Origin of the sequence: Arenimonas sp. (genome assembly GCF_022842045.1) — a bacterium.
Classification (GTDB): Bacteria; Pseudomonadota; Gammaproteobacteria; order Xanthomonadales; family Xanthomonadaceae; genus Arenimonas.
Genome location: NZ_JALHQI010000006.1, coordinates 39685 through 54219 on the forward strand (window position 1 = coordinate 39685; position 14535 = coordinate 54219).

General features: G+C 69.9%; 11 protein-coding genes. 5 read left to right on the forward strand and 6 right to left on the reverse strand.

Translation table 11 applies throughout. The features are described from left to right. The first annotated feature begins 57 nt into the window (after positions 1–57). From Q0C12_RS02675 to Q0C12_RS02695, 5 genes are read left to right on the forward strand one after another with little or no spacing between them, the layout of a single operon-like run. On the forward strand, positions 58–4968 hold the full coding sequence (locus tag Q0C12_RS02675; protein ID WP_290885816.1) for an NAD-glutamate dehydrogenase domain-containing protein: 4911 nt from the start codon (positions 58–60) through the stop codon (positions 4966–4968). A 60-nt stretch (positions 4969–5028) separates the two neighbouring features. Beyond that, entirely contained in the window at positions 5029–5799 is a 771-nt protein-coding gene (locus Q0C12_RS02680) for an NAD kinase (protein WP_290885897.1), read from the forward strand. Positions 5800–5844: 45 nt separating this feature from the next. Beyond that, the gene (locus Q0C12_RS02685; protein ID WP_290885819.1) at positions 5845–6771 is read left to right on the forward strand and encodes a 5'-nucleotidase; all 927 of its coding nucleotides are present in this window, start codon (positions 5845–5847) and stop codon (positions 6769–6771) included. 8 nt (positions 6772–6779) lie between these two features. Next, on the forward strand, positions 6780–7091 hold the full coding sequence (locus tag Q0C12_RS02690; RefSeq protein WP_290885822.1) for a hypothetical protein: 312 nt from the start codon (positions 6780–6782) through the stop codon (positions 7089–7091). Beyond that, a complete protein-coding gene (locus tag Q0C12_RS02695) occupies positions 7088–7450 on the forward strand; it encodes a hypothetical protein (RefSeq protein ID WP_290885825.1) in 363 nt (120 codons plus the stop codon). Before Q0C12_RS02690 ends, Q0C12_RS02695 begins: the two co-directional genes overlap by 4 nt. Here the strand turns inward: Q0C12_RS02695 and Q0C12_RS02700 are convergent. From Q0C12_RS02700 to Q0C12_RS02725, 6 genes are all read right to left on the reverse strand, one after another. Next, positions 7431–8603, reverse strand: coding sequence for an MFS transporter (locus tag Q0C12_RS02700; RefSeq protein WP_290885828.1), 1173 nt, complete (start codon positions 8601–8603; stop codon positions 7431–7433). The two genes, Q0C12_RS02695 and Q0C12_RS02700, sit on opposite strands and share 20 nt — an antisense overlap. Before the next feature lie 79 nt (positions 8604–8682). Continuing rightward, on the reverse strand, positions 8683–9942 hold the full coding sequence (locus Q0C12_RS02705) for a DUF4785 domain-containing protein (protein WP_290885831.1): 1260 nt from the start codon (positions 9940–9942) through the stop codon (positions 8683–8685). A gap of 3 nt (positions 9943–9945) precedes the next feature. Next, complete coding sequence (locus Q0C12_RS02710; protein WP_290885834.1) at positions 9946–10800, reverse strand: hypothetical protein; 855 nt, start codon at positions 10798–10800, stop codon at positions 9946–9948. Between the two features lie 247 nt (positions 10801–11047). Beyond that, positions 11048–11731, reverse strand: coding sequence for a DUF2461 domain-containing protein (locus Q0C12_RS02715; RefSeq protein ID WP_290885837.1), 684 nt, complete (start codon positions 11729–11731; stop codon positions 11048–11050). Then, positions 11728–13164: an exodeoxyribonuclease I gene (gene sbcB / locus Q0C12_RS02720; protein WP_290885840.1), complete on the reverse strand. Its 1437-nt coding sequence runs from the start codon at positions 13162–13164 to the stop codon at positions 11728–11730. Before sbcB ends, Q0C12_RS02715 begins: the two co-directional genes overlap by 4 nt. Beyond that, the gene (locus tag Q0C12_RS02725) at positions 13164–14528 is read right to left on the reverse strand and encodes an NAD(P)/FAD-dependent oxidoreductase (RefSeq protein WP_290885900.1); all 1365 of its coding nucleotides are present in this window, start codon (positions 14526–14528) and stop codon (positions 13164–13166) included. Before Q0C12_RS02725 ends, sbcB begins: the two co-directional genes overlap by 1 nt. Between the last annotated feature and the right edge of the window lie 7 nt (positions 14529–14535).

Here is a 14535-nt window from a genome sequence, read left to right on the forward strand (position 1 = left end):
ACCGTGGGGCAGGGCTACAATTTCGCACTTTAATCACGCCCTGCGAGAACGCGGTCAATGAACGCCCACGCCCTGGCTTCCGCCGACACCCTCGACGCCGTCATCGCGGCCCTTCCGGCGGGCCTGCCGGCGGCCGAGAAGAACCTGCTGGAGCGTTTCACCCGCGGCTTCTTCGCCCGGCTGCCGGAGGACGAGCTGGCGGCCCGCCCGGGGGCCGACTGGGCCCGGGTGGCGCAGTCCTTCCTCGGCTTCTGCCGCCAGCGCGCGGCCGGCGCGCCGAAGCTGCAGGTGTTCAACCCGGGCCTGGCCACGGATGGCTTCGAAAGCACCCACACCGTGGTGCGCATCGTCAACGACGACATGCCCTTCCTGGTCGATTCGGTGCGGATGGCGCTGGCGCAGTTCGGCACGTCGCTGCACCAGATCGCGCACCCGGTGTTCAACATCGCGCGCGATGCCGCCGGCCAGCTGCAGGACGTGGGCCAGGGCCTGCCCGAATCGATGATGTACCTCGAGATCGACCGCCAGGCCGACGCCGACACCCTGCAGGCGATCGAGAAGGCCCTGCTGGCCGCGCTGTCCGACGTGCGCGAGGCGGTGACCGACTGGCAGGTGATGCGCGAGACGATGGTGCGCATCGCCGACGGCCTCGAGGCCAGCCCGATGCCGGTGGACGCCGCCGGCCGCGCCGAGGCGCAGGCCTTCCTGCGCTGGGCCGCCGACAACCATTTCACCTTCCTCGGTTACCGCGAGTACGAAGTCACCGACCGCAAGCTGGCGGCGGTGCAGGGCAGCGGCCTGGGCCTGCTGCGCGGCAAGGACCACCTGGTGCAGCCGCGCCCGGTCGAAGGCCTTGCGGCCGCCGACCTGGCCCCGGGCCAGCGCCTCGACGCGCTGATCCTGACCAAGACCAACGCCCGCGCCACCGTGCACCGCCCGGGCTACATGGACTACATCGGCGTGCTGGTGTTCGACGACAGCGGCCGCGCCGTGCGCGAGCACCGTTTCCTTGGCCTCTACACCTCCAGCGCCTACAACCGCCGCCCGTGGGAAATCCCGCTGGTGCGCCAGCGCCACGAATTCGTGATGGCCTCGTCCGGCCTGGCGCCCAACAGCCACAGCGGCAAGGCCCTGCGCCACATCCTCGAGACCCTGCCGCGCGACGAGCTGTTCCAGTCCAGCGCCGAGGAACTCCAGCGCACCGCGATGGGCATCCTGGGCCTGCAGGAGCGCGCGCGCACCCGCCTGTTCCTGCGCCGCGACCGCTACGGCCGCTTCTTCTCGGCCCTGGTCTACATCCCGCGCGACCGCTTCAACACCGGCATCCGCCAGCGCATCGAAGCGCTGCTGATGGCCGAGCTGCAGGGCGAACGCCTCGACCACAGCGTGCAGATCGGCGAATCGCCGCTGGCCCAGCTGCACCTGGTGATCCGTCCGAAGGCCGGCTGCAAGGTCGCCTTCGAGCAGGACAAGCTCGAGGCCGAGCTGGCCCGCATCGTCCGCGACTGGCACGACGAACTGCGCGAGACGCTGGTGCGCCAGCTGGGCGAGGAGCAGGGCCTGCGCCTGTTCCAGCGCTACGGCCGCAGCCTGCCCGCCGGCTACGTCGAGAAGGTCAGCCCGCAGATCGCCGCCGCCGACGTGGTGCAGGCCGCCGAGCTGGCCGGCCCCGACGACCAGCGCGTGTCCTTCTACCGCGTGGGCGAACGGCTGGGCTTCAAGCTGATCCGCCGCAGCTCCGACATCGCCCTCTCCGACGTGCTGCCGGTGATGGAGAACCTCGGCCTGCGCATCCTCACCGAGCATCCCTACGTCATCGACGTGGACGGCGAGCGCCTGTCCATCCAGGACTTCGAGGTGCAGCCGCTCAACGGCGAGATCGACGTCGAGGCCGCCCGCAAGCCCTTCGAGGAAGCCTTCGCCGAGGTCTGGCGCGGCGCCGCCGAGAACGACGGCTTCAACCGCCTGCTGCCCAGCGCCCGCCTGGAGTGGCGCGACATCGCCATGCTGCGCGGCTACACCAAGTACGCGCTGCAGACCGGCGTGCCGTTCTCGCAGCCGTACATGGAAGAGACGCTGCAGCGCTACCCGGTGATCGCGCGCCTGCTGTACGAACTCTTCGCCGCGCGCTTCGAGCCTGGTCGCGAGCACCCGCTCGACGCCGCCGGCCAGCAGGCCCTGCACGACCAGATCGCCTGGCTGCTGCCGAGGGAGCGCCGCCAGGCGCTCGACACGATCCCGCAGGAAATCGCCTCTTCGCGTGCGCTCGACCGCGCCGCCCAGATCGACGCCTGCACCGACGCGCTCGAGATACTGCTCGACACCGCGGTCTCCAGCATCGACGACGACCGCATCCTGCGCGGCTACATGAGCCTGATCAACGCCACGCTGCGCACCAACTTCTACCAGAAGAAGGGCGGCACGCACCGCGACTACATCAGCTTCAAGTTCGATCCGGCGTTGGTGCCCGACCTGCCGAAGCCGCGGCCTTACCGCGAGATCTTCGTCTACTCGCCGTTCGTGGAGGGCGTGCACCTGCGCTTCGGGCCGGTGGCCCGCGGCGGCCTGCGCTGGTCCGACCGTCGCGAGGACTTCCGCACCGAGGTGCTGGGCCTGGTGAAGGCGCAGATGGTGAAGAACACCGTCATCGTGCCCGTGGGCTCGAAGGGCGGCTTCGTGGTCAAGCGCCCGCCGGTGGGCGGCGACCGCGATGCGCAGCTGGCCGAGGGCATCGCCTGCTACAAGCGCTTCATCAACGGCCTGCTCGACATCACCGACAACCTGGTGGACGGCGAGGTGGTGCACCCGGTCGACGTGGTGCGCCACGACGGCGACGACCCCTACCTGGTGGTCGCGGCCGACAAGGGCACCGCCACCTTCTCCGACATCGCCAACGGCATCTCGGCCGAGCACGGCTTCTGGCTGGGCGACGCGTTTGCGTCCGGCGGCTCGGTCGGCTACGACCACAAGGGCATGGGCATCACCGCCAAGGGCGCCTGGGAATCGGTCAAGCGCCACTTCCGCGCGCTGGGCATCGACAGCCAGTCGCAGGACTTCACCTGCGTCGGCATCGGCGACATGTCGGGCGACGTGTTCGGCAACGGCATGCTGCTGTCGAAGCACATCCGCCTGGTGGCGGCCTTCGACCACCGCCACATCTTCCTCGACCCGAACCCGGATGCGGCGCGCAGCTACGTCGAGCGCGAGCGCATGTTCAAGCTGCCGCGTTCGAGCTGGGACGATTACGACCGCTCGCTGATCTCCGAGGGCGGCGGCATCCACCCGCGCTCGGTGAAGTCGATCGCGATCACGCCGCAGGTGCGCGAGGCGCTCGACCTGCCGGCCGGCACCGAGCAGCTCAGCCCGAACGAGCTGATGAACGCCATCCTCAAGGCGCCGGTGGACCTGCTGTGGAACGGCGGCATCGGCACCTACGTCAAGGCCGCGTCCGAGTCGCACGCCGACGCCGGCGACCGCGCCAACAACGGCCTGCGCGTCAACGGCGGCGAGCTGCGGTGCAAGGCGGTGGGCGAGGGCGGCAACCTGGGCATGACCCAGAAGGGCCGCATCGAGGCGGCCTTCGCGGGCGTGCTGGTGAACACCGACTTCATCGACAACTCGGCCGGCGTGGACACCTCCGACCACGAGGTCAACATCAAGATCCTGCTGTCGGCGCCGGTCCTGCGCGGCGAGCTGAGCCAGGAACAGCGCAACGCGCTGCTGGCCAGCATGACCGACGAGGTCGGCGAGCTGGTGCTCAACGACAACTACCGCCAGAACCAGGCCATCAGCCTGATGGAGCGGATGAGCGCGGCGCGCCTGGGCTCGTTCGGCCACTTCATCCGCACGCTCGAGGGCGAAGGCCTGCTCGACCGCGCCATCGAGTTCCTCCCCAGCGACGGCGAGCTCAACGACCGCAAGGCGCGCGGCCAGGGCCTGACCCGCCCCGAGCTGTCGGTGCTGCTGAGCTACGACAAGATCGTCGTGTTCAACCAGATGCTCGAGTCCGACGTGCCCGAGGACCCGTACCTCTCGAAGGAACTGGTGCGCTACTTCCCCAACGCCCTGCAGGAAAAGTATGCGCAGGACATGGAGAACCACCGCCTGCGCCGCGAGATCATCGCCACCGCGGTCACCAACTCCACCGTCAACCGCATGGGCGCGACCTTCATCCTGCGCATGCAGGAGGACACGGGCCAGACCCCGGCGCAGATCGCCAAGGCCTTCACCATCAGCCGCGAGGTGCTGGAGGCGCGCGAGCTGTGGGCGCGCATCGACGCGCTCGACCTGAAGGTGCCCGAGAGCGCCCAGCTCGACGCCCTCACCAGCATCTGGCACCTGCAGCGCAACATGACGCGATGGCTGCTCAACCGGCCCGGCGAGAACCTCAACATCGCCGAGAAGGTCGAGCGTTACGCCGGCGGCGTGGCCGCGCTACGTGCGTCGCTGGCCGGCTTGCTGCCGGCCGAGGCCCGCGCCGAGCTGCTGGCCGACGTCGCCCACTGGCAGCAGCTGGGTTACCCGGAAGACCTGGCCCAGGCCTTCGCCAGCCTGCCGTTCCTGGCCTACGCGCTGGACATCGTCGAAGTGGCGATCGAGCGCGGCCTGCCGGTGGCCGACGTGGCCGCGGCCTACTTCAACCTGTCCGATGCCCTGCACACCAAGTGGCTGATGGACAGCGTGGAAGCGCTGCCGGTCGAGGGCCGCTGGCACGCCCAGGCCCGCGGCGTGCTGCGCGACGAGCTGCAGGCGCAGCAGCGCGCGCTGGTGGCGCAGGTGCTCGGCGCGGCGGGTGCAGGCACCTCGCCGCAGGCGCTGGTCGAGGCCTGGCTGGCCCGCGACGACGCCACGCTGAAGTACACCATGGCCATGTTCGCCGACATGCGTAACCTGCGCGGCCTCGACTACCCGACGCTGTCGGTGGCCGTCCGCCGCCTCGCCCAGGTCGTCGCCGCCGGCGCCCGCTGACCGCGTTTCTTGCCCTGAACCCCTCCCACAACGGACTTGTCGTAAGCTTCGGGCATGTCCTTGCCCGCCCATCCGCGCATCGCCTTCCTGGCCAGCCCGTCGCCGGAAGCCCAGGCCGCCCTGGCCAAGCTCACCGCCGCGCACGGCCAGGTGGTGCCCGGCGAGGCCGACGTCATCTGTGCCCTCGGCGGCGACGGCTTCATGCTGCAGACCCTGCACCGGCACGGCCCGCTGGGCCGCCCGGTTTACGGCATGAAGCTGGGTACGGTCGGTTTCCTGATGAACCAGCACCGGCCCGAAAGCCTGGTCGAGCGCCTGCATGCGGCCGAGACCACCGTGCTGCATCCGCTCGAGATGCGCGCCACCACCGAATCCGGCGCCACCGTGAATTCGCTGGCCTACAACGAGGTTTCGCTGCTGCGCCAGACGCGCCAGGCGGCGCACCTGCGCGTGCACCTCAACGGCCAGGTGCGGCTGGAGGAACTGGTTTGCGACGGCGCCCTGGTGGCCACGCCCGCGGGCAGCACCGCCTACAACTTCTCCGCGCACGGCCCGATCCTGCCGCTGGGCTCGCAGGTCATCGCGCTGACGCCGATCGCGGCGTTCCGGCCGCGGCGCTGGCGCGGCGCGCTGCTGCGGGCCGACACCGAGGTGCGGCTGGAGGTGCTCGATGGCTACAAGCGCCCGGTCAGTGCCACCGCCGACTCGCACGAAGTGCGCGACGTGGCCGAGGTCAGCATCCGCGAGTCGCGCCAGCACCAGGTGACGCTGCTGTTCGACCGCGAGCACAACCTCGAGGAGCGCATCCTCAACGAGCAGTTCCTCACCTGAGGCGGCGTCTCGTTCCCTGAGACCCCGGCAGCGCATACTTCCGCCATGAGCCCTCTGTCCCAGCCGCCCGTCCGTCCCGCCGACCGCCTGGTCGTGGCCATCACCGCGCGGGCGCTGTTCGACCTCGAGGACAGCCACGCGCTGTTCCAGGCCAGCGGGCTCGAGGCCTACGCCGAGTTCCAGCGCAGCCGCGAGAAGGACGTGCTGGCCCCGGGCATCGCCTTCCCGCTGGTGCAGAAGCTGCTGGCGCTGAATGTCGGTGCCGCGCCCGAAGCGCCGCGGGTCGAGGTGGTGCTGCTCTCGCGCAACTCGTCCGACACCGGCCTGCGCATCTTCAACTCGATCCGGCACTACGGGCTGGGCATCGTCCGCGCCGTGTTCACCAGTGGCGCCGAGACCTGGCCCTACATCAAGCCCTTCGGCGCCCAGTTGTTCCTGTCGGCCAACCCGGCCTCGGTGCGCAGCGCGCTCGAGCACGGCTTCGCCGCCGCCACCATCCTGCCGGCCAAGGCCTACGAGCCCGCGCACCCGCAGCTGCGCATCGCCTTCGACGGCGACGCGGTGATCTTCGGCGACGAGTCCGAGCGCGTGTCGCAGACCTCGGGCCTGGCCGCTTTCCACGACAACGAATCGACGCGGGTGAACGAGCCGCTGTCCGGCGGCCCCTTCCGCGGCTTCCTCGCCGCCCTGCACGAACTGCAGCTGGCCTTCCCGCCGGGCGAGGATTCGCCCATCCGCACCGCCCTGGTCACCGCCCGCTCGGCCCCGGCCCACGAGCGCGTGATCCTGACCCTGCGCGAGTGGGGCGTGCGCCTGGACGAAGCGATGTTCCTCGGGGGCCGCAACAAGGGCCCGTTCCTCCAGGCCTTCGGCGCCGACATCTTCTTCGATGATTCCCGGCACAACATCGAGAACGCCAGCCAGCACGTGGCCACCGGGCACGTGCCGTTCGGTGTCACCAACGAAGGCTAGGAGGTCGTATGCAGCCCGCCCTCAGGGTGCTGGACGATATCTGCTACGTCCTGGAGTGCGCGGCAACCAACTGCATGGGCGAGGGAAGGTCGGAGCTCAGTGCGCTCTGTGGCCGGTTGGAGGAGGGTGGCGAGGCCTATGCAGTTCCCGGTCGCGAGCAACTCGCCGCGAGGCTGCGGGTGATCCTGGGCTTGTACCGTTCCGACCAGCGGCAGGATGCCTCCGTCAGGCTCGGCGGAATCAGCCGTGAGCTCTGGGCGACGGTGGACGTCGCGAGGTACAGTCAGGCCGGCAACCACCCCCCTGGAGAAGCCCCATGATTCCCGCCCTGCTGCTCGCACTCCAGCTTGCGGCCGCACCGTCCGGTTTCTCCGAGGCCAAGGCCCTGGCGGATGCCAACGAGGCGGCACTGAGTAGCGAGATGATGTCTCGACTGATGGCGGCGCAGGGCGAGCTGCTCGGCGAGGCCGTGGGGAAATGTGCGGGTCCCGGCATGGACTTTTCGCCCCTGGCGATCGTGTTCGTGCTCAACGAGGACGGCTCGGTGGCCCGGACCTGGCGGCAAGGCGACACGCCCTTGGCGACATGCCTGGAGCGCGAGTTTGCCGCGGCCACCTTCTCAGGCCGCTGGCCAGCGCCGTTCTACACCTCGATCGAGCTCAGCCTGGCCGGCCACTGATCGAACCGTCCGCGGGCGCAATGGCCCGGCGTCGCAGTGCGTAGAGAAGCCACGCCATGGCCGCCACGCCGGCGCCCGCGAGGAACGCGAGTTCACCCCCGCTGCGCTCCCAAGCCACCGCGGCCAGCCCGGCGCCCAGTACGCCGCCCACGCCCTGGCTGAAGCCGAAGAACAGGCTCTGCCCGGCACCGGCGCGGCGGCCCGGGAAGAAATCGGCCATCAGGCGCATGCAGCACGCGTAGAAGGTGGCGAAGCTCAGCGCGTGCGTGGCCTGGGCCAGCGCCATGATTGGCAGTGATTCGGCGTACAGCGCGGTCACGACCCAGCGCAGCACGGTCACGGCCAAGCACACCATCAGCAAACGGCTGGCGCCGAAGCGGGCGATCAGCTTCGGCGCTTTCCAGAACATCGCGATCTCGATCAGCACGCCCAGCGCCCACAGCCCGCCCACCGTCGCGCCGCTGTGACCGGCCGCCTGCAGGTGCAGGGTGTAGAACACGTAGAACGGCCCGAAGCTGGCCTGCATCAGCAGCGCTACCAGCAGGAAACGGCGCACGCCGGGGCGCTTCCACAGGTGGCCGGCGTCGGCGGCGGTGGGCGCGTGCTCCACCTGGCGGTCGTGGCGGTGCGGCCAAGCCGCGGCCAGCATCAGCACGAACAGGGGCAGCGTCACCCACGCGAAGTGCTCGGCGCCGACGCGGTCGAGCAGGGCACCGTAGGTGCCGGCCACGATCAGGAAGCCGATCGAGCCCCACACGCGCAGGCGGCCGTACATATCCGCGCGCGGACCCAGTGCGGTCAGCGTCATCGCTTCGAACTGCGGCATCACCGCGTTGTAGAACAGGCCGAACACCGCCATCACCGCCAGCAGCGCCCAGGCGCTGCCGGTGAAAACGAAGGCCGAGAAACACAGCAGCGTCAGCCCACAGCCGGCGACGAACCAGTGGCCGGGGCGTTCGCTGCGGTGGGTCAGTGCGGCCCAGGCCGGCGGCGCGACGATCCGCGTGCCGTACCACAGCCCCAGCATGCCGCCGACCACGTAGCCGCCGTGGCCCAGCGCGTCCACCCAGCGACCGACGTAGGGCGTGTAGGCGCCCAGCGCGGCGTAGTAGCAGAAATAGAAGATCGAAAAGCGACGAAGACTCGCGTCCATGCAGGGCGGTGCCAGGATAGAAAACGGCCGGACCCCAGGGTCCGGCCGTCATCATCGCCGCTTTGGTGCAGTCGCGGAACTAGCGGATGCTGGCCTCGCGGCCCACCACGCCACGCCCCGGCGCCACCGTCTCCCGTGGGCCGGTCGCGCGAGGTGCCGGGCTGCTGCCCGCGCCGCGCACGGCCAGCTCGCGGGTTTCCAGCGTGCCCATCCGGGCCTGGTCCTTGAGCTCGACGAAGCGCAGCTCGTAGGGCGCGCCGAAGCCGCTGGGCACGTTGCCGCGACCAAAGGCCAGCGACAGCTGGCGCGCACCCGGCTCGAACCAGTTCGCCGAATGCGCTTGCGCCACCGGCCGGGCCACGCCGTCCGGGCCGGTCGCGAACAGCGTGCCGCGGAGCTCGTAGCGACCTGCCGCGGCTACCTGTACCGGCAGCTCGAAGCGCACCGCCGCCGCGTCGAAGCGGTAGCCGCCGCCCAGGCGCGCGGTCGGCCGCGTCACTTCGACCGCGGTGCGGGCATCGCGCTGGATGCTGGCGCCCTGGTCGAAGCTGGCCGACGAGAGATGCACTTCCCACAGGCCGGGTGCGGTACCGGCTTCGTCGGGCACCTGGATCTGCGCCTTGCCGTTGCGGAAGGCGAGGTCATAGCTGCGTCCCGACGGCGAAATGAGCGAACCGCCGACCTGGCCGCCCGGCATTTTCGACGCGCCGTTGGCCATGTCTGCCGACACCTCCAGGGTGTCGCCGGCCAGTACGCTGCGACGACCGGCCTGGGCCTTGAACACGTACTCGCTGTTGGGCTCGAACACGTGCACGAGGTAGCGGCCCTTGGCCTGGGCCAGCTGCACCTGGAAGCGGCCCTTGCCCTGCTCGGGGGCGAGCTGGACGATGGCGGAGCCGTCTGGCACCTCCATGCCCGCGGCCTTGAGCTGGGCGGCGTTGGCGCGGCGCGCGAACGACTCCGGCTCGGCGATGGCCTTGCCGTTGCGCAGCATGCGCAGCTGGCCGGGCTCGACCGCCTCGCTGCCCGCGGCGGGGCTGACGCGGATCAGGGCGCCCGGGGCCGTGGTGTCGATGCTCAGGCCGGCCTGCATTTCGGCGGCCTCGGCCAGGGCCCAGTACTCGCGGCTCTCGGCCACGAAGGGCGCGGGCGCCTCGAGCTCGGCCCAGGGGTCCAACGCCCAGGCGAAGGTCACCGGCTTGCGTTCGAAGTCGCCGGTCGGCGCGGGCGCCGACACCAGGCGCGACGGTGCCTGGTCGCGGCTGCCCGGCGGCAGCAGGTTCGCGGCCTGGGCCGAGAGGGAAAGGGACATCAGGCAGAACAACAGGGTCTTCTTCATGGCTCAGGACCTCATGTCGCTGCGCAGGACGGTGTCGAGGCCAAAGCAGGCGCGGCGGCTCTGGTTGTGCGACAGCGGTTCAGAGCCGCGCATGCGGCTCTTGTCCTGGAACCAGACGTAGCCGGCGGCCGACTGGCTGGAGCAGTTCAGGAAGCCGTCCGAGCAGGAATTGAGCCAGTTCTGGGTCGTTTCCAGCCCCACGTTCTCGAAGTAGCCGCCGCAGTAGCTGTCCGAGTCCCAGATCGCCGAATCCACGTCGGTGCCCACCACGCTGCGGAAGGTCTTGGGCAGGGCGGGGCGGCCGGCGGTGCCCAGCAGCCAGTTGGCGTTGTAGCTCGCCATCCAGCTGGTCTGCTGCATGCGCACGGCGTCGTTCTTGTAGCCCAGCAGCCAGCCCAGCGCGCTCTCGAACACGTTGCCGGCGATCACCGCATCGGCCAGCGGCGTGCCGGCGGACGAGGGCGCCAGCGCATTCACGCGCACGGTCTTGGCGATGATGTTCGGGTAGCGGCTGTCCCAGGTCGGGTTCGACAGGATCCAGCGCATCACGTTGCCGCCGTTGCTGTGCGTGATCACGATCAGGCGGGTGATGCCGCGGTTGTTGATGAAGGTGGTCAGCTGGCCGGCCAGGCACCCCGCAGCCGCGTTGTCCCACATGTACTTCTCGAAGTCGCAGTTGATGACGACGTAGTTGTTCGGATCCACCAGCCCGCCGCGGACGTTGTTGATGAAGGGCGACTGCCAGTAATCAGCGGCGGCATTGGTCTGCTTGCCGGTGCCATGGACGAAGGCGACGCCGGTATTGGCCTCGCACAGGCTTGAAGCGGCCGCCAGGGCAGCCAAGAGTAGATAGCGCACGATCCCTCCCCAGGAACTCGATGCGAAACGCGATTGCCCCTTCCCTGAGTGGCCACGTCCGGTTGAACCGGTGCTCCCCTGCGCCGGCGTATGGGGACCGACCTTGCCTGCCCAAAAGCGTGATGGTCAACACATTTCGATGCTGCAATGCGGCACCGTACGGCAACCGCGCCGCAAGAATTTCAGGTAGTTGGCCCGATCCTGGTAGCCGGGCATTCAGGCTCGGTGCCCTTAGGCGCCCCGGCGCTCAGAACTCCAGGTCGAGGGAAGCGCAGAGATAGTCGACCAGTGGCGCCACGCCGGTGAAGCCGGAGACGACGGCCTGGCGCAGGCGCGGGCCAAGCACCACGGCATCCTCGAGCGCTTCCCCGGCGGTGAAGTCCTTGCGCTTGAGGTCTTCGATCAGCGGGTGGTCGGCGGGGAAGCCGCGCGGCGGGCGGGTCAGGGCGTCGCCCCACATCGTGAAGCGGCGCTTGAACGCGGGCTTGTGCAACACCGCCTGCCAGCCGGCCGGGTTGTCGACCAGGAAATTGCGGATCTTGCGCTGGATGTCCGGCTCCGGATGCCAGATGCCGCCGCCCAGGAAGCAGTCGCCCGGCTGGATGTGCAGGTAGAACGAGGGCGCCGCCACCTGCTTGCTGCGCGCGTGGAAGAAGCGCGCGCCGCCCCAGGTCTTGTAGGGCGTCTTGTCGTTGGAGAAGCGCGTGTCGCGGTGGATGCGGAACAGCGAGCCGCCGTTGCCGCGCGGGTCGGCGCGGTAGTGCAGGCTGATCGTCAGCAGGTCCGGCGCAATGTCCGTTATCAGCGCCTGGAAGGGTTCCTTCAGGTACTGCTCGTAGTCCTTGCGGTGGTCGTTGAACCACTCGCGGCTGTTGTTGCGCGCCAGGGCGCGCAGGAACTTGAAGGTCTTGTCGCTGAAGTAGGTGCTCATGCCAGTTCGCGTTCCAGGGCTTGCCCCCAGTCTTGCAGGGCATCGAGCCAGGCCTGCTTCGGGCCGGGCTCCGTGGTGGCGCGCAGTGTCTCGATTTCGGCGTAATAACTCGTGAAATCGTATTCCGACAGGCCGCTGGGCCCGCCGAGGCGGGTGCGGCGGTAGGCGATCCAGCGTTCGCGGCCGGCGGCGTCGAGCGTGTCGGGCCAGTTGCGGGCCTGGTAGCGGAACAGCAGCTCGGCGTAGCGCGGGTCGTCGAAGCGCGGGCCCAGGTCGGGCAATTCAGAAGGCGAGGCGCTGCGCACGCGCGGGAACAGGCGCTTGTCGGCGTCGCTGGGGAAGCCGTCGTAGAGCGCGGCATCCGCATCGGCCGGCTCGCGCGCGGTCTCGATGGCGAACACGCGGCGCACCTTCTCGGCCAGGCCGGGCGCGGCGCGCAGGCGCTCGGCGCGGGCCAGGCAAGCGTCGCGGTCGATGCCCAGGCGCTCGAAATCCGCGTCGCGCAGGTGCTCCAGCGGCAGCAGGATCGGGCACTTGTTGGTGTGCACTTCCTTCAGCGGGATGCGGCGCTCGCCCTCGGGCAGGTCGGCGGCGGGCGTGTACAGGCGGTCCGCGATCTCGTCGGGTTCGAGGGCCAGCAGCGCGTCGGGCTCTTCTTCCAGCCCGCACACCAGGATGCGCGACTCGATCTTCGGGTGCCGCGCGATCGGCGCCACCAGCGCCGCGCAGTGCCGGCTGGCCGGGTAGCGCGAGGAGATGTGCAGCAGCGGCGTCATGTTCGCCACGTCCATCAGCGCGGCCACCTTGCGCTTGTCGCGCAGGGCGAAGGCGTAGTCCCAGAGCTTGGGCTGGGCCGCCTTGAACTTGCGGGCGAGGCCGATCAGCGCACGCACGTCGCTCAGCGCCTCGTGGGCGTCGCCCTCGCGCACACCATTGGCGGCGGCCAGGTGCTCGAGCTTGAAGCTGGGCGCACCATCCTCGCGAAGCGGCCATGCGAGGCCTTCAGGGCGCAGCGCCTCGGCCAGGCGCAGCACGTCCAGCAGGTCCCAGCGCGAATTGCCGTTGCGCCACTCGCGCTCGTAGGCGTCGTGGAAGTTGCGGTACAGCCCGAAGCGCACGAACTCGTCGTCGAAGCGGATCGAGTTGTAGCCCACCGCGCAGGTCTGCGGCTGCATGAACTCCTCGGCCAGCCTGGCCATGAACGCCGCTTCCGGCAGCCCGTCGGCCTTCGCCTGCTGCGGCGTGATGCCGGTGATCATCGTCGCGCCCGGCGAGGGCAGCAGGTCGTCGGCGGGCTGGCAGAACAGGCTGATCGGCTCGCCGACCGGATTGAGATCCAGGTCGGTGCGGATCGCCGCGAACTGGGCGATGCGCGTGCGCCGCGGGTCGCGCCCGAACGTCTCGAGGTCGTACCAGAGGAAGCTCGCGGCCATCAGAGCGGCGCCAGCCTTTCGCGCACCAGCGCATCGACGGCGTCGATATCCACGTCGTCCAGCGACGCCCGGCCGCGCGTGGCCTCGACCAGGATCTGCCGCTGCACCTTGCCGCGCTCGAACGCCGTGGCGTAGGGAATCGTGGTGAAGCTCACCATCGAATAGCGCGGCATGAAGTGGCCCGGATGCCGCTCGGCCAGCTCCACTTCCAGCTGCCGCTGCAGCAGGTAATCGGCGTCGTCCACCCTGTCGCGCATCTCGACGTAGTTCTCCAGCGCCATCGCCTGGATCGCATCGGCATTGGGCCGGCGCTCGGCCTCGAACCCCGCGAACGCCGTCTCGAAGTCGGTCGACGCGGCGATATGCCGGTCAAGCGCGATGCAGTCCTCGAAGGCGCAGTTCATCCCCTGCCCGTGGAAGGGCACCATCGCGTGCGCGGCGTCACCCAGCAGCACTGCACGGCCGTCGAGGTGCCAGCGCTGCAGGCTCAGCGTGCCCAGGCCGCTGACCGGGTTGTCGGTCCAGTCGGCGTCGAAGTCCGGCAGCAGTGGCAGCGCATCGGCGAAATCGCGGGCGAAGAACTCGCGCGCGGCGGCCAGGTCGGGCAGGGTGGCGAAGCTGGGATCGCCCTGCATCGGCAGGAACAGCGTCACCGTGAAGGTCTTCTCGGTATTGGGCAGCGCGATGCACATGTAGCCGCCGCGCGGCCAGATGTGCAGCGCATGGGGTTCGATGCGGAAGCCACCGTCGGCCGCCGGCGGGATCTCCAGCTCCTTGTAGCCGTGGCGCAGCGGCTCGAAGTGCTCGCCCAGCCCCATGCGCGGGCGCATCGCCTCGCGCAGCCCGGAGCCGGCACCGTCCGCGCCCAGCATCGTCTCGAACGGCTGCGGCCGCGCCGTGCGGTCGTGGTCGTTGACGAACAGCGCGACACGTCGATCGAAATCGACGCTGTCCAGGCGCTGGTGGAAATGGATGCGCGCACCCGCCGCCTCGGCCGCCTGCAGCAGCGCGATGTTGAGCCGCCCGCGGTGCACCGACCAGATCACCTCGCTGTCGTCGCGGCCGTAGCGCTGCAGCTGCTCGCCGCCCCCCAGCGGGTGCACCATGCGCCCGCGCATCATCACCGCTTGCGCCATCACCACGTCCTGCAGCCCGGCCTGGCGCAGCGCGTCGAGGCCACGTTCCGCCAGCGCGAGGTTGATCGAGCGCCCGCCTTCGTAGCCCTTGCGGCGGGGGTCGGGGCGCTTCTCGAAGACATCCACGGACCAGCCGCGGCGGGCGAGCAGGGTGGCCAGCAGGGCGCCGGCGAGGCCGGCGCCGGCGATCGTGATCGGAGAATCTGACTTTGGCTGCACGGGGGGTATCCGGAAA